The organism is Parundibacterium terreum, assembly GCF_014636315.1.
GTDB lineage: Bacteria > Pseudomonadota > Gammaproteobacteria > Burkholderiales > Burkholderiaceae_D > Undibacterium > Undibacterium terreum.
In genome coordinates this window covers 484861-501686 of the sequence record NZ_BMED01000005.1, presented here as the reverse complement: position 1 = coordinate 501686, position 16826 = coordinate 484861, and the positions used below count along the sequence as shown (strand labels likewise).

Here is a 16826-nt window from a genome sequence, read left to right as displayed (position 1 = left end):
GTACCGGTTTCTCGTCGCTGAGCTATTTGCAGAAGCTGGATGTGGACAGGCTGAAGATAGACCGGGCGTTTGTCAATGAGATCAAGGATAGTTCGAGCGACGCCAGTATTGCGAAGATGGTGATCCAATTGGGCCAGAACCTGGGCCTGTCGGTGATTGCGGAGGGGGTGGAGAGCGAGATGCAAGCGCAGACCTTGCGCTCCTTCGGCTGCCATCTGGCCCAGGGCTATTTATTTGCTAAACCTATGACCAGGGAGGATTTGCGCCTATGGCTCAAAAATAATTGATCGCACTTTACCCCCCTGAATCACCAACATTTTCATAACTATAATAACTAGCAAGGCATTCGTATGTCAGATGGAGAGAAGAATGCTGAATTCGCGGCCAGACTCAAGTCTGTACGAAGAAAACTCATTTACACTGTAAGTGCAGGTCTGATATTTGCCAGTTCGTTTGTCGCGATGATCAGCGCGCACGACTGGCAATCCGCATCACTGCATTTCACTTCCCTGCAGCTCTTTGTTTCGCTGTTACTGACTATTGCAGCGGCGACTTGCTTGCGCATTTTCTGGAAAACGCTGTCAACGGAACTCGTCGCGCCACCCATTGCGCTCACCATCGCTCCAGCATCAGGCGCCCGAGGCCGGGACCAAAAAAATACAGACTCACCTTTGCCATCCAGTGCTGCCGCCGTCCACGACACCCAAGAACAAAAACGGTATCAAGAGGAAAACCGCAAACTTGCCCTGGCTGCGAACCTGACCAGCAATCTGGTCATGATCACCAATGCAGACGGAGATATGGAGTGGGTGAATCCGGCCTTTATTTCAACCACAAAATATACACTGGACGAAGTGCTTGGCCGCAAGCCCAGTGAATTATTGCTGGGCCCGGACAGCAACCCGGATACGGTAAAGTTCATGCTGGAAAAGGTGGCTCAGGGACAGGGCTTCCATGAGGTTGAGCTACTCAATTACACCAAAGAGAAAGTGCCGTTCTGGCTATTAATGGAAATGCAGCCTGTGCGTGACCACCATGAGCGGATTATCCATTTCATTGCGGTAGGCAATGACATCAGCAAACACAAGCAGCTTGAGCAGGCCCTGAGAATTTCAGAATCAAAATTCTACAGTGCTTTCAGATGCATTCCCGATGCGATTTCCATTACCCGCGTTAGCGACTCACGGATTATGGATATTAATGACCGATTTGAGGAAGTGATCGGATACAGCCGTGAGGAAACAATAGGCAAAACCTCGCTGGACCTTAAGTTCTGGGTTGACCGAAGCGAAAGGGATAGGCTTGGCAAGCAAGTTCTCGAGCAGCGCACAGTAACCGACTTCCCCACCAGATTCAGAATGAAGTCGGGCGATATTCGCGATTTTCTATTTAGCTGCTCCTTGTTCATCGTCGATGGAGAAGAATACTTTCTTTCCAGTGTGCGCGACGTCACTCTGCAGAAAAAAATCGAAAGACAAAATGAAGAGCTTGATCGCGCCTTACTCAAACTAGCCCAAGGAACAGCGTATGCAAAAGACAGGGACAATTACTTTGAAACATTGGTAACCGACCTCGCCTCTGCACTAGGCGTGGACCGCGCATTCATGGGTTTGCGCATACCGCATACACCGAACAAGCTGCGCTCCATCGCCAACTATCTACAAGGAAAACTGAGTGAGAACCATGAGTACTCCTATCTTGATACGCCTTGCGAAAGTATCATGGCCGGAAAAATTTCCATCTTCGCAAAGTCGGTCGGCGACCTGTTCCCGTCGGACTCCACTTTGCAGGAACAGGGATGGGAAGCCTATGCCGGGGCGCCCATTCATGACTCGGCGGGTCACATAATTGGCGTGCTGAATGTAATGCACAAGCAACCTCTCGAAAACCCGGAGCTAGTGAAGTCCCTGCTGGAGGTATTCAGCGAACGAGCATCCGCCGAACTGGAGAGAAAGCGCACCGAAGAAGCGCTGAAGGCCAGCGAGCAGCGATTCTCAAATATTTTCAGTAATTCACCTACTGCAATGTCAGTCTCTTACCTGAAAGACTATCGAATAGTAGACGTCAACAAGGCCTTTGAAACCTTGTTTCTCAGGTCACGCGCGTCGGCGCTGTCCAAGACCGCACTGGATCTGAACATGTATTGCGATATTGACGACAGAACCGCAATGTTGAAGATCTTAAATGCAAGCAATATGCTAAGCAACTTTGAGGCCTGGATGTGTCGCGCCGACGGCAGCCAGCTTTTGATGCAACTGTACGGAAACGTTTTCTCCGACCCGGCAGGGGAAAAGTTCATGATCGTGGCCTTTAAGGACGTTACCGAGCAGCGTGCCATCGAAGCGGAGATCAAGGCACTGAACATCAACCTGGAAGACAGGGTCAATGAGCGCACCAACTCTCTGCAGCAGGCCAATCAGGCCTTGGCTACTACACTCACCACGCTGAATATGGCGAAGGATGAGCTGGTGCGTAGCGACAAGCTGGCAGCCCTGGGAGCACTGGTGGCCGGTATCGCACATGAACTGAACACACCTATCGGCAATAGCCTGATGATTGCCAGCACCTCGCTGGATCACACTAAACAATTGAGCAAGGATTTCACCTCAGGGCTGACCCGCTCGGGGCTGGCAAGCTATATCGAGAGCACCAGGGATGCCAACGACATCCTGGTGCGCAACTTGCAAAAGGCTGCGGGCCTGATTGCCAGCTTCAAGCAGGTGGCCGTGGACCAGACCAGTTCGCAGCGCAGGAAATTCGGTGTGGCAGAACTAGTTGCAGAAATTGTGCTCACGCTGTCGCCGACGATCAAAAAGACCAGCTACACCATTTATACAAGCATACCCGAAGAAATTACACTGGACAGCTACCCTGGCCCACTCGGGCAGGTGCTGACCAACCTGATCAACAATGCATTGATACACGCTTTTGACAACCGCCCTACCGGCCAGATAAGCATCACGGCCAAGATCATCTCGGACAAGTCCGTCATGCTGACGGTACAGGACAATGGCGTCGGCATACCTCCGGAAAATATCAATCGTATCTTCGATCCGTTTTTTACAACCAAGCTGGGTGCAGGTGGTTCAGGACTGGGCTTGAATATTACCCACAATATAGTCACCGGCCTGCTGGGCGGGCGCGTGCAGGTCGAAAGCACACTGGGCACAGGCACGACATTCGCCCTGATGCTGCCGAGGAAAGCGCCGCTTACTGCAGAAGCGAAGAATCAGGCTTGAACGGCTTCTCACAGAACAACGGGCGAACAGCACTATGATTTTGTGGATGGATGTTTGCCTTTAGGTTTTTCAATAGCCCCGCGCACTTCGAAATGCACTTCATCCAGCAGCACGCCTTTTGCGTCCAGCAGCGATAGCAAATGCTTTCCTGGCCAGGGCATCCAATCATAGATGCCGTTCTTAGGCGCCTGCAGGGGCTTGCCGTCCAGCCGCCAGCGACCGTTGTGGATGCCCTGCGCGGCGAAGCGCAAGCGCTGCCGTTGCGGTGGAATATCGGGATCCAGCGCAATCAGCATGCCTGCTGTCGGATATAAAATAGCCGGGTAAATATCGTCAGGCTTCGCAAGCCTGATCAGATTCTGCTCTGTCCCGGCAAGAAAATACTCATTGCGTGGAGCTTCAACACCGGACTCATACTCGATATGCTGCGCCACTACGCCAGCCGCAGGTGCGTATGTTCTTGCTTTCACTCCTGCCGCACTTCTATTCCTGCCCTCCAGATAGGCCATCACTTCTTGCCACACAGGCGCTGCACCGGTCACGCCGGACACATCCCACATCGGTGAACCAGAAGCATTGCCTACCCAGACGCCGACCGTGTATCTGTCGGAATAGCCGATACACCAGTTGTCCCGCATGTCCTTGGAGGTGCCGGTCTTCACCGCTGTCCAGGAGCGTGTCGCCAGCGCACTTTCCAGACCAAAGGTCACGGCGCGCGCAGCACGGTCCGCCAGTATATCGCCGACGATGAAGCTGGATGCCGGTTCCATCACGGCGACATCACGGCTTGCGGCATCTTTTACGCTGGTACGCACTGTACTATATCGCCCTTTGTTTGCCAGGCTGCGATAGGCATTCGTCAATGCCAGCAAACTGACATCGGCACTGCCCAGCGCCAGGCTATAGCCGTAATAATCACCCGATTCCCTGAGCTGGAAGCCCAGGCTTTGCAAGCGGCGGAAAAACAAATCCGGAGTTACCGTTACCAGCGTGCGGACCGCTGGAATATTCAAGGAAGAACCCAGTGCGGTACGCACGCTGACCAATCCCTTGAAATGTTTGTCATAGTTTTGCGGTATGTAGAGGCCAGAAGCTGTCGGTAAATTAACCGCCGAGTCATCCAGTATCGATGCCGCAGTCAGCCATTTTTTCTCTATCGCCAGTTCGTACAGGAAAGGTTTCAATGTGGAACCTGCCTGACGCAAGGCCACGACACCATCCACCTGTGAAGCATCGGACAAGCTGCCGCTGGAACCTACCCAGGCCAGCACATCGCCGCTGGCATTATCCAGCACCACTACAGCACCATCCTCGATATTCCTGTCCACCAGCGCTGATAGCTGGCGCACCAGCGAATCCCGGGCAAAGGCCTGGGTAGCTGCATCCAGCGTCGAACGCACATTCCGGACCGTGGGCTTGGCGGCAACCGTCATTGTGTTGAGCGAGCCCTCTGCATCAAGCTTTAACAGTCTGCGTGCCAGATGCGGGGCCAGCTGGGGGCCGGCCGTAACATTGAGCTGCGAAGACTTTGCGGTCAGGCGCGCAAACCGCAGCTCGGTGATGCCCGCCAGATTTTGGCAATAGCTGGCAAGGCCCTGTTCTTTCAGGATAAGGCAGGCTCGCTCAGCCACTCTTGCAGGCTTGGCATTAGGCGCCCGTATCAGGGCGACAGCGATTGCTGCTTCTACCTGGTTCAATCCGCTGGGATGCTTGTCGAACAAGACCCTGGACAAGGCGTGCACTCCCACCAGCTCACCCCGGAAAGCCACCAGGTTTAAGTAGGCTTCCAGTATCTGATCCTTGCGCCAGCTCTGCTCCAGTGCTTTTGCGATGAAGGCCTGGCTGATTTTTTGTGTCGCGCTGCGCGGTGCGGCTTTTCGGCGCAAATCTTCTTCCAGCAGGCCGGCAAGCTGCATGGTAATCGTCGAAGCCCCCCTGGTGCGGGTATTCCACAGATTACCCCAGGCAGCGGCTGCAACCGCGTTCCAGTCCACGCCGCCATGCTGGTAAAAACGTTTATCCTCGGAAGCAATCAAGGCGTTTCTCAGCGCAGGCGATATATCCTCCAGCTTGACCCAGGCCAGCTTGCGCTCTTTCGGGTTCAACCTGAGCTGATGGATGGCGACGCCATTCCTGTCATACAGGATGGAATCCGAGGACCGGAAATCCTGCTGCACCTCGGCAAAACTGGGAACAGCACAGGCGGTCAAGCTGGTCACGCATAGCAACAGCCCGGCAAGCAGGTTTTTGCCATACCTGCCCACATAGGAAATCAGGTTTTTCAACCCATGCTGCTGCGTGTACATCACTTCACATTCAGCGGCGCATTGGGAATTTCACCAAACATCTCAGATGCATACATGGCCTCCACTCTGGTTTGTGGCAGGTTGAATTCCCCTGCATTGTTCAGTCGCATCGTATAGGACAGCTTGAATTTTCCTTTGGGCACGAACTGATAGTAGCTGCGATAGGCTTCAAAACTTCTTTCTTCATAGGCAGGCCAGGCACTACCTGCAGAACGCTCGCCGCTGCTGGCTATCGCAGAGTCGCGCCCCAGCCCTGAGCCCAACAAGCTCGCGCCGGCAGGGACAGGATCCGACACTACCACCCAGGTCATATCGGTTTGCGCATCAACTTCAAGCTCCACGCGCACGACGTCGCCACGACTGTATTTCCCTTTTTCTTTTTGCTCGACAGGTACCAGCGTCTTGGTGATGCGATAGCCGCTGGAGAAAGGCGCTTTCAAGGCTACGGCGGCCAGGCTTTGTAGCGTCACCCAAGGTTTGCCGCGCCCATCGTGCGTCAATTTCAAGCCATCCGGCGCCGTTGCCGGAGAAGGCGCGGCAGAAGCCGCAGGAGCCGCTTTGACTGCACCTGCAGGCCAGGGCAAGGACAATTTGCCGCCACCGCTTGCAGGCCAATTGAAAGACTGGCTTGCAGCGGCCAACGCAGCCTTGGTCGTTCCACTGACTTTTTCGGTTTCAAATTTCTGTGCAAACTTTTCCAGTGCCAGTGTGCCCCAGACATTGGCTGTCGTAGATGCCCAGCGCCCGCGCTGCTGGCGCTGTATGGCGCCGTTGATCAGCTTGGGCATGTCCTCGCGCCAGGCCGGGTCGTTCAGGGCTACCAGGATCAGCCGGTTGGCATTCGCATCGCCATTCCACATCAGCCACCACCAGTAGTCATCGCTCTCTGTGGAAAATCCCATCCGGGTGCCCTGATAGTTCAGGCGCGAGCGGAGCACCTGGTCAACCTCTTTCAGATACTTGTCATGCTGCGGTATCGTGCCCACTCTTTGCAGTATCGCAGTCCAGTCCAGCAGGGTCGACGTAGGCCATTGATTCGGCGCTATCTGTATGGAACCGAGCATGCGCGGATCCATTTGCCCATAGCGGGACAAAGCCTCCAGCGCGGCTATTTTCCTGACATCCAGATCTTTCTTCGGAGACCAGAAATCGCGGGTAATTTTTCCGTCGACAAAGGCAGCCAGACCACGCAGCATCTTGTCGCGGCTTTGCTGCGGCAAGGCATAGCTGGCTTCATTGCTGGCCGCCAGGATATAGGCGGTCAAGGTGTCGCTGCCGAGGCGCTTGCTGGCATCATTCGGCGGGTAGTAATAGGCCAGCCCGTCATCATCCAGATAGGTCGGCAGCTCCGTCATCACGCGCTCCCACATTGCCGCATCACGCAAGCCTATTGCCTTGGAAGTCTTTTGCTCCAGGCAAGAATAGGGATAGTCGGCAAAGAAACGGCGCAGGCCTTCGCTTGGCCCGGCAAGACTTGGCATCAGCGATATTGCCAGACCGCCGCGCCCGGGCAATCCATCTGCAGGCTGGGAAACGGCAATGGAAGTCGCCTTATCCAACTGGAACAGGCTCGCCTGCTGCACCGTGACCGGTACCGCCGGCACGACGCGCTGGCTGAATTTAAGGCTATCCTTGACTGCCTGTCCGCCCTGCTCCTGCGCTTTCACCTCCCACGCCAATTGCTGCGCGTCCCCATTCGCGGATACCGGCGCAGTGACGCTCCAGCTAAGCTCTCTTGCCTCGCCTGCAGGAATGCTCAGTTTCTGATCATTCAACTCCGCGCCCAGGCCGCCAACTTTTGCGGCCACATCCACCTGCATCGCCCGTGTAGTCGTGTTTCTGACCGTCAGCATTGCATTGAAGCGGTCGCCCTCGCGCACTAGCGGCGGCAAACCTGAAATCAGTTGCAAATCTTGCGTGGATCGTATGCTGGTGGAACCGGTACCGAACAATGATTCCCCGCTTTGCGCTACTGCCACAATCTTGAAGCTGGTTAGCGCATCGTTTAAGGGCACATCCAGTTGCGCCCTGCCGTTGGCATCCAGCACCACGTTGGGCCGCCACAGCAATAGCGTATCAAACAGCTCGCGCGTCGGCGATTTGCCACCGCCGCCACCGGCCGCGACGGCCTTGCGGCCGTAGTGCCGCTTGCCTATCACCTGCATCTGCGCCGTTGAAGTCTCTATGCCATAGCTGCGCCGCTGTATCATCGCCGCCAGCAAATCCCAGCTGGTATTTGGCTGCAGCTCCAGCAAGGCCTCGTCGACCGCTGCTACCGCCACCTCGGCTCCGGCAGCCGGCTTGCCGCTCGGCAGCAGTACCTGGAAGCTGACCTTGGCAGTTGAACGTATCGGGTAGCTGCTTTTGTCACTGGTAACCGTCACGCCAAGCTGGTTGCCCTGGGTGCCGACCGAAATTTCGGCAATGCCATACTTATAGGCCGGCTTGGACAAATCCACGATGGCGCCCGGCGCCTGGTATTCGCGGAACTCATGCCACCAGTTCAACGGTTCCTTCCAGCCCCAGGTAAAGAAGGAATACCATGGCACTTCGCGCATGCGCCCGCGCACAGCCAGCACGGAGACGAACACATTCGGCCCATATTCCGCCTTGATTGGCAGATTGATGGTTGGGTCCTGCCCATTCAGTTGCACCACCATGGTGTCGATGATGCCCTCGCGCTCTACCGCTACTAGCGCTGTCGCGAAACGGAAAGGCATGCGCACCTGGAACTTGGCCGTTTCTCCAGCCTGATAACGTTTCTTTTCAGGCAGGATGTCTATCCTGTCCTGGTTTTCACCGTCGAACCAGATTTCTCCCTGCCTTGTCACCCATACCGACGTCCGCGCTTGCGACAGGTTGCCGCTGCCATCCTTGGCCCTGGCAAATACTTCGATATTGCCCGGATCACTCAACTCCACATCGCATAGCACCAGTCCGCGCGCATCCGACTTGCCGGAGCACAGTGAACCCAGGTCCTTGGTATCTTCCGCGTTTTCATAGGCATAGAAGCCGCCTACCATGCGCTTGCGGTGAGAATTGGTTTGCTTCGCAATCCCGCTAAAGTCCACCTTCACATCCGCTTGCGGCTTGCCGTTGGTGTCCAGCACTATCGCAGTCAGCGTCATTTTTTTCTTGACTGAAACCCACTCGCCGGCTTTTACGCCTATCACCAGCCCGGAAGGCCATAGGGGCGTCACTGCCGATACGGTCTGCACCTCGCCATTCGGGTCGGCATAGGTCATTTCCGACAATAGTTCCTGCGGCTTTTTGATGGCCGGCAAATCCTTGATCACGGTTTTCCCGCTGCCATTCTTGTCCAGCGTGACCGGCAACTTGTTGGCGACGATCTTTTGCTCTTCATCGTATTCGCCGGAACTGGCGAATGAAAATTCCTGATAGGCGGGGAAAGAAATCGCACGGTTACGCAACAAGCTGGTGACCTCCGCCGACAAGCCGGAGGCGCCGCCGCCATTCAGATAATTGAGTTGCACATCCAGCGGCAACTCCTTGGGACTGATTTGCGCCGTTTTGGGCGGTGTTATGCGTCCCTGCAGCAAAGGCAGGCGGAACTCTTCCACCCTGAAACTACCGCTCATCAAGGTGTTTTCGTTGTCGCGCTCTTCACCCTGATCGTCGGCACTGGCCTCGGCATTCGTGTCAGTACCAGGGCTGGCATTCGCCTGGCCTTTATCCAGCAAGATGTCGTAACGCCCCAGCTTGGCCTGCTTCGGTATCGCAAACACTGTCTCTGCCGTGTTTTGCCCGCGCCAGACCAACGGGAACTGGAATTCCTGGTTGCTGCCCTGGTGGATGATGCGTACGCGATCAGGCAGCAAATCCTTTTTCTGTAAACCGAAGCCGCGCATATTCTCTATGCGAATCACATGCTTCATCGAAACGGTTTCACCGGCGCGCAGCAGGCTGCGATCCAGTATCGTATGGGCCCTGACTGTCGATGATTTGTTGAAATCCAAAGGGAGATTGAAACGGAACGACTCTATGCCGCTATTCCATGAGCTCAGCGCAAACGCCATGTCGGCGCGGCCTTTTTCGTCGGTTTTGCGGGCGCTGGCGAACAGGCCACTGATACGGCCCTCTCCCGAATCGCCGTCTACGCAACTATCCTCTATGGGTTTGGGCGATAAGGCGATACCGTTCTTGTCTGTCCTTCCGCGCCACAATTCTTTGCCCTTGCAATCGGAAATACGCACATCCGCATCGGCAACAGGCTTGGCATTATCCAGCGTTGTGACCCACACGGCCGCGTTTTCCCGCCCCAGCTTCAGGTGCACTGCAAGATTGGTCACCAGCACGCTGGTACGTACGAACATAGGCACCGGCTTGTCCAGCAAGGCCGCACCGAGACGTCTGGACTCCAGCTCAACAACGTGAAAGCCGGGCTCCTTGAAAGGTATGCCTATCACTTCAAACGGCCGTAACGCAGCTCCTGGCGCATCCGATGATGGCGGCAGGTCCAGCTTGCGCGCACCCGGTTCTTTTTCCAGCAGGCCTATGCTGCGCGTCTCCACCGGCTTGCCGCCGATTTGCACGGTACTTTCATGATAGCGGTTTAATTTACCCATCCAGGCGATGATGCCGGCATCGCTATCCACTTTCACATCCGCCAGCTTGCCGGGCGAGGCTTTGCCATTGGCGCTGCGCACTACCATGCTGTTCTCCACATTGCGCAAAGTGACAGGCAGCGTGGCATCGGCGTTCAGCTCAATGATGCCGAAAGGTGCAGAAGGAAATTTGGCCAGCGGCGGAAAGTCTGCTGTCGTAAACTTCAACGGGAACTGTGCCGCATTGCTCAGTGTCCGCCCATTTTCATCCTTTAAACCATTCGGCAGGACGATGGAATACTCAGCCTTTTCCGCCAGCGGCGGTTTGAAGCTGACATTGGAAACCATCTCTTCTTTATTGTCCTTGGCAAAATCCGGCTTGACATTGCCCCTGGCGCCTTTCAGGACGATGTCTTCCGCCAGTTTGCGAGTGATGGGAGAGCTGAAATACAGGTTCACCGGCAAGATGGGCGTGCAGGCGCTATTGGCATTTTCACGCTGGCAGGTGAAACTCGCGGTGAAGGCCTTGCGTGTCTTGAACTTGAAACTCTGCGCCTGCGTCGTGGCAATACCGGACGGCGTTGCGATGCCTTTGTCCCATACCAGCCTTACCGCGGCCTCGTTGGGAAAGCGCTGCTGACATTGCACGATGGTGACGCGGCTCGCCTCTATCTTCTGTGCAAACTGCTTCAGCAAAGCGGCTCGCATATCGGCTGCAACGAATTTTACCGGCACACGCTCGTGTACACCTTCTATTTCGCAGTACAAATGCTCGCGTATGCTGGCTTCAGTCGCGGCACCATTCTGCGTCAGGATGAAAGCCTGGTCTTCATCAATGCCCTCGCCTTGGTAGGGCTGGATATTCACTACTGCCGGGCCGCCGGTATTGAACTGGAAGGCAGTTTTTCCGCTGATGGCGTTGCCGGCAAGGGTCTTGAAGCCTGACTTCAGGCTGAAGCTGCATTTGGTACCTGGCGGCAGGTCGCGGACGAAATCGAAAATCCAGTTTTTATCGTCCGCCCAGCGCGCTGTTCCTGCTTCGGAGCAGTTCACGTCAAACGGGGCAGGCGCTTTAGGGTCACCAAACTGGATAGCGGACTCGGAAAAACTGGCCCTCACCTGCCTGACCTGTGCAACCTCGCCCTGGGGAGAAAAGCGGCTGATTGCCGCGGCATCCGCCTGAACCTGTCCAGCTAAATACAGCAGGCCGCAGGCCAGCACTCTTGTCAATACAGACATACCAATCTCCTCAAGCCAGCGCAGGCTGGCTTTAGTTCAGTGCAGTTTTGCGCTTGTTCCGACTATCTCTGCTTATTTCCACTCACCGCGCAGAGTTTTCACTTTTTCCTGCAGTATTTCAGGCGTTACGCTGCCCGGTTCCAGCGCCTCGCCAACCACCAGTTCCAGCTTGGAAAATGGTCCGCGGCTGAATGAGCGCTCAAACACATTGCTCTTGTCACGGCTCAGGAAACTGCCCCACAAGCCGCGCAAGGCGAGCGGAAACACCGGCACCGGCGAGCGGTCCAGTATTTTCATGACGCCACCCTTGAATTCGTTCATTTCGCCGGTGGCGGTCAATTTACCTTCGGGGAAGATACAAACCAGATCTCCCTCATGCAAAGCCTGGGCAATATCGACATAGGCTTTTTCCATCAGCCATGGATCTTCCTTGGCGGGAGCAATGGGGATAGCCTTCGCCGTGCGGAATATCCAGGACAAAAACGGTATCTTGAAGATGCGATGATCCATCACAAAGCGTATCGGCCGCGGACTGGACCCCATGATCACGATGGCATCCATGTAGCTGACATGGTTGCATACCAGCACTGCAGCACCTTCGTCAGGAATACGGTTGGTATTAACGCCGCGTATCCTGTAGATGGTATGTATCAGCAGCCACGCGATAAAGCGCAGCAGGAATTCCGGCACCAGGCTGAAGATATAGATCGCAACGATTGCGTTCAGTATCGCCGTGGCCATGAAGATTTGCGGAATCGTAAAATTCAGCTTCAGCATCAGGATCGCAAAACCGGTCGCCACCACCATGAACAGGGCATTCATGATATTCATACCGGCGATAGTGCGGGACAAATGTTTGGGATCGCAGCGAGTCTGTATCAGCGCAAACAGAGGCACGATATACAGGCCGCCGAATATACCTATCATCACGATATCGAACATGATCCTGTGGCTGCCGGCCTGGTGGATGAAGCCCATCATATCTACAGTGGCAACGCTGTGATAAGCCTCGCTGGCCAGGTACAGTTCAAAGCCGAATACCGACAAGCCTATCGCGCCGAAAGGCACCAGGCCGATTTCCACCTTGTGACCCGACAGGCGTTCGCACAGCAGGGAGCCGGTACCGATGCCGAAGGAAAACACTGTCAGCAGCAGTACGAAAACTTCGTGATCGCCGTGCAGGTAATTTTTTGCATATAAAGGAAACTGCGCCAGCACTATCGCGCCATAGAACCAAAACCAGGAATTCCCCAACAAAGACAAGAACACCGGGCGATTCTTGCTGCTGAAACTGATATTGCGTATTGTCTCCGTTGCCGGGTTCCAGTTGATCTTCAGCTCAGGCGCCGCCGCCGGCGACAAGGGTATGCGCAGGCTGGTGATCCAGCCCAGGATGGCTATGGCAAGCGTGCCGCCGGCAACCAGTTCCAGGCCCCAGGGCTTGTGTACGACCAGAACCGCCCCCAGGATTTCTCCCAGCAGGATGCCGACAAAGGTGCCCATTTCGATCACGCCGTTACCGCCGACCAACTCCTCTGTTTTCAGGTGCTGCGGCAGGTAGGCATATTTGACCGGGCCAAACAGCGTCGAATGGATGCCCATGCCGGCCACGGCACCGATCAGCAGCCACAGGTTGTGTGTCATCCATCCGGCGCCCGCGATCAGCATGATCACGATTTCCAGCAGTTTCACATTCCGCGCCAAGGCGCCCTTTTCGAATTTATCGGCCAATTGCCCCGACGTCGCCGAAAACAGCAGGAAGGGCAAAATGAACAGGCCTGGGATCAGGTTGTTGAGCAAGCCAACATCGACATTGGTCCAATGCATCGCATCGTAAGTCAGGATGGTCAGCAAGGCCGTCTTGAAAACATTGTCGTTAAAAGCTCCGAGAAACTGGGTCCAGAAAAATGGGGCGAAGCGGCGTTGTGCAAGCAGGCTGAACTGGCTTTTTTGGCTCATGGAGATACGATCAAAAATTAGAGGTGCGCTTTTAAAAAAGCATGTTTACCATCGTCGGGACAATAAGCTAACCAGAGAGCAGGCTTATTCTCGTGACACAGCAAGCAATATCCAACATTTTTGTGCTTTTGCCAAGCTTGAAATGAAAAACCGCACAACTCCTTGCAGAGTCATGCGGTTTTGTTTGCGGCAATGTTTATAGCAATATCCGCGCGAATCTGCAAGGATCAGTCCGTTTTTTGCAAACCTTGATCGGTCAGGCGCAAAACACGGTCACAGCGGCCGGCCAATTCTGCATCATGGGTCACGATCACAAAGGCGGTTCCCAGAGTGCGCGACAATTCCAGCATCAGGTCGAAGATTTGCTGTGCCGTTCCCCGATCCAGGTTGCCGGTGGGCTCATCTGCCAGCACACAGGCAGGCTGTGTCACCAGCGCCCTTGCCAGCGCCACCCTTTGCCGCTCGCCACCGGAGAGTTCGCCGGGTACGTGGATCACACGATGTCCCAGACCTACCCTCGCCAATATTTCCTGCGCTGCTTCCTGCGCTTCCTTGCGCGGCACCCGGCGTATCATCAAAGGCATCGCCACATTATCCAGCGCAGAAAATTCCGGCAGCAAATGGTGGAACTGATAAACAAAGCCAAGTGAATAATTGCGCAAATCGCCACGCTCAGCCTCATTCAGGCTGGCAAAGTCCTTGTCCTTCAACACTACATTACCGGTTGTCGGCGTATCCAGGCCGCCCAGCAAATGCAGTAGCGTGGATTTTCCGGAGCCGGAGGCGCCGATGATCGCCAGACGTTCACCCTTGTTGACGGCGAGATCAATCCCGCTCAATACCTTGACCGAATAGGAACCCTGGGTAAATGTTTTGCCAAGGTCACTACATGAAAGAACCAGATCACTCATAGCGCAGAGCCTCCGCAGGTTTTACGCGGGCAGCACGCCAGCTAGGATAAATAGTCGCCAGGAAGGCAAGCACCACCGCAACGCCACCAATGAAACCAACGTCGGACCAGTGCAGATCGGAAGGCAGAGAACTGATCACATAAATTTCTTTTGCCAGGAAATGGATGCCCAGCAGCCTTTCAATGAAAGGCACGATCACATCGATATTCAGCGCCACCAGCACGCCGCCGCCGACACCAAGGCCGGTGCCCAGCAAGCCGACCAGCGCGCCTTGTATCATGAAAATCTTCATGATCGATTTTGGCGATGCGCCCAGCGTGCGCAGGATGGCGATGTCTGCCTGCTTGTCGGTCACTGTCATCACCAGCGTGGAAACCAGATTAAAGGCCGCCACAGCAATGATCAGCGTCAGGATAATGAACATCATGGTTTTTTCAGACTTGACCGCCGCAAAGTAGATACGGTTGGTATCGGACCAGTTGCTGATATACAGATTACCCTGCAACATCTTGGACAGGTCGCGCGCTACCTGCGGCGCCTTGAGCATGTCATCAATACGCAGGCGCAAGCCGGAAGGCCCGGTCAGGCGCATCAGTTTTTCCGCATCTTCAATCTGGATAAAGGCCAGGCCCGAATCAAACTCATAGTGCCCAGCCTCGAATATGCCGACTACTGTAAATGTCTTCGGGCGCGGTATGGCGCCAAAAGGCGTCATCTGTTCCTGCGGCACCAGCAAATTCACCTTGCTGCCGACATTCACGTGCATCAGCCGCGCCAGCTCCTTGCCGACCACGATATTGAACTCACCGGCGCGCAGATCGGAAAACTTACCTGCAACCAGCTTCTTGGATACATCCGAGACATTCGGCTCCTGATCCGGCAGCACGCCACGCAGGACCACGCCGCGCATCGCCTCGTCGTGCAGCATGATGGATTGGGCCTCCACGTAGGGCGCAGATCCCCTGACCTCTGGATGCTTCTTGGCCTGCAGAGCCACTTCCTGCCAGTTCTGCATGGAGCCCGAGCCATCCGAGATTTCTATGTGCGACAACACCGACAGCATGCGGTCCCGCACTTCCTTTTGGAAGCCATTCATCACCGACAGCACGACGATCAGCGCTGCAACACCCAGCGAGATGCCCGCCATCGAGATCAGTGAGATAAAGGAGATGAAACTATTGCGACCGCTGCGTCGCCCTGCCCGCGTGTACCGCAAGCCTACCAGCCATTCAAAAGGCAGATTTTTCATTACCTGTTTTTATCCTGTTTTTTTATTCATGGTTCAAAGCAGCACGCAGTTTGCCACAGTAGTGCAGCTAAAGACAGTTCTGCCACCGGAACAGTTCCATATTGCAGCCGCATTGTACCGAAGCTGGGGAGGATTTATGTACGGCTACGTACCATACGTATCAATATGTAAAAATCAAAAGTCAAAATTCAGAGCACAGCGCCAGGCACGGATTGCGCCAGTTGTTCCAGCACGCCCGGCTGGCGCATGCGGCTGATCCACCAGCTCAAGGCCGCGCCATTCTCGCCAGTACGCCAGGCCAGGAATACAGGCTCATCGGTACGCGGCTCCTCCACCAGCTTCTGGATCAGGCTGCCCGCTGCCAATGCAGCGCGCGCGCAAGGCTCGGGCAAAAAGCCAAAGCCTAGCCCGGCCAGTTGAAACAAATATTTACTGCGCATATCAGGAATGGTCAGCGCATCCTGGCCGAATAACAGGCCTACCGTGCGGGGCCGCAAGGTACGCGCAGAATCGCCAACGGCAATCGCACGATAAGGATGCAGGTCTGCCTTGGTCAAAGGCCGGTCTATCGCCGCCAAAGGATGGCTGGGCGCCACTGCAAACAAAAATGGGATTTTACCCAGGGGGACTGCGTTATAGCCGCCGCCGGAAGGCCCTTCACCTACAGCACCAATCAGCAGATCTACGCGCCTGTCCAGCAAGGCCTCCCAGGTGCCGGATATCGCGTCCTGGCCTATTTTCAGGCGGGTACGATCGGCTACCGTGTAGAAAGCTCGAATATCCTCCAGCAGCGAGATCGGTGAAAACAGCGAATCCATGCCCAGGCCCAGCTCGGTTTCCCAGCCTGATGCTACCCGCCGGACGCGATGCTCCAGGTCTTCCGCCGCCTTTAGCAGGTAACGCCCCTCCTTCAACAGCTCCTGCCCGGCGCGCGTCAGGCTGACCTTGGGGCCGTTTCTATCAAATACCTGCACCCCAAGATCATCCTCCAGCTTGGAAACGGTATAGGAAATCGTCGATGGCACCCGGTGCAATTCATTGCCGGCGGCAGAAAAAGAGCCGCGCCGGTCTATCGCATCGAGGATTTGCAGGGCATCCAGGCTTATTCGTAGCATTCGATTTTTTCGATAATAAAAGGGTAAATTTTCCGTTTTTCTTGACAATGAAATACGTGCATACTTCGATCCATTGATGCAAACAACAGCAAATACCTAGCAAAACAAGGGATTTGGCAAGAGTAGAAAACATCAACGCAATCGACTATCGAAATTATCGCACATTACCGATATCGGCTCGCTTGCAAGGCAATATTTTCTTTAAAGCAATTAAACCAGATGGCCCAAGGCATTTCGCCCAGG

Annotated in this window: 8 protein-coding genes; 2 read left to right on the top strand and 6 right to left on the bottom strand. The window is 55.1% G+C overall.

The annotated features are described in order from the left end of the window. Both IEW12_RS22985 and IEW12_RS22980 read left to right on the top strand, forming a co-directional pair. Nucleotides 1-287 (top strand): EAL domain-containing protein (locus IEW12_RS22985; protein WP_188568443.1); only part of this gene is annotated, 287 nt, incomplete at its 5' end. A gap of 63 nt (nt 288-350) precedes the next feature. Next, nucleotides 351-3239 (top strand): PAS domain S-box protein, encoded by a 2889-nt coding sequence (locus IEW12_RS22980; protein WP_188568442.1) that lies wholly within the window; start codon nt 351-353, stop codon nt 3237-3239. Nucleotides 3240-3271: 32 nt separating this feature from the next. Here the strand turns inward: IEW12_RS22980 and pbpC are convergent, their stop codons facing one another. From pbpC to IEW12_RS22950, 6 genes are all read right to left on the bottom strand, one after another. Next, nucleotides 3272-5545, bottom strand: coding sequence for a penicillin-binding protein 1C (pbpC, locus tag IEW12_RS22975; protein WP_188568441.1), 2274 nt, complete (start codon nt 5543-5545; stop codon nt 3272-3274). Beyond that, complete coding sequence (locus IEW12_RS22970) at nt 5545-11349, bottom strand: Ig-like domain-containing alpha-2-macroglobulin family protein (RefSeq protein ID WP_188568440.1); 5805 nt, start codon at nt 11347-11349, stop codon at nt 5545-5547. The genes pbpC and IEW12_RS22970 overlap by 1 nt, the downstream gene beginning before the upstream one ends. A 72-nt stretch (nt 11350-11421) precedes the next feature. Beyond that, nucleotides 11422-13308 carry an MFS transporter gene (locus IEW12_RS22965; protein ID WP_188568439.1) on the bottom strand — a complete coding sequence of 629 codons (1887 nt, stop codon included), beginning with the start codon at nt 13306-13308 and terminating at the stop codon, nt 11422-11424. 227 nt (nt 13309-13535) lie between these two features. Continuing rightward, nucleotides 13536-14219 carry a lipoprotein-releasing ABC transporter ATP-binding protein LolD gene (lolD, locus tag IEW12_RS22960; protein ID WP_188568438.1) on the bottom strand — a complete coding sequence of 228 codons (684 nt, stop codon included), beginning with the start codon at nt 14217-14219 and terminating at the stop codon, nt 13536-13538. Beyond that, nucleotides 14212-15468: a lipoprotein-releasing ABC transporter permease subunit gene (locus tag IEW12_RS22955; protein WP_188568437.1), complete on the bottom strand. Its 1257-nt coding sequence runs from the start codon at nt 15466-15468 to the stop codon at nt 14212-14214. Before IEW12_RS22955 ends, lolD begins: the two co-directional genes overlap by 8 nt. Before the next feature lie 188 nt (nt 15469-15656). After that, nucleotides 15657-16583: a LysR substrate-binding domain-containing protein gene (locus IEW12_RS22950; RefSeq protein WP_188568436.1), complete on the bottom strand. Its 927-nt coding sequence runs from the start codon at nt 16581-16583 to the stop codon at nt 15657-15659. Nucleotides 16584-16826 lie beyond the last annotated feature (243 nt).

What these genes read in the sequence shown, in the direction of transcription:
- IEW12_RS22980 (WP_188568442.1), top strand. Translation starts at nt 351, where the DNA reads ATGTCAGATGGAGAGAAGAATGCTGAATTCGCGGCCAGACTCAAGTCT.
- pbpC (WP_188568441.1), bottom strand. Translation starts at nt 5,545, where the DNA reads ATGTACACGCAGCAGCATGGGTTGAAAAACCTGATTTCCTATGTGGGC.
- IEW12_RS22970 (WP_188568440.1), bottom strand. Translation starts at nt 11,349, where the DNA reads ATGTCTGTATTGACAAGAGTGCTGGCCTGCGGCCTGCTGTATTTAGCT.
- IEW12_RS22965 (WP_188568439.1), bottom strand. Translation starts at nt 13,308, where the DNA reads ATGAGCCAAAAAAGCCAGTTCAGCCTGCTTGCACAACGCCGCTTCGCC.
- lolD (WP_188568438.1), bottom strand. Translation starts at nt 14,219, where the DNA reads ATGAGTGATCTGGTTCTTTCATGTAGTGACCTTGGCAAAACATTTACC.
- IEW12_RS22955 (WP_188568437.1), bottom strand. Translation starts at nt 15,468, where the DNA reads ATGAAAAATCTGCCTTTTGAATGGCTGGTAGGCTTGCGGTACACGCGG.
- IEW12_RS22950 (WP_188568436.1), bottom strand. Translation starts at nt 16,583, where the DNA reads ATGCTACGAATAAGCCTGGATGCCCTGCAAATCCTCGATGCGATAGAC.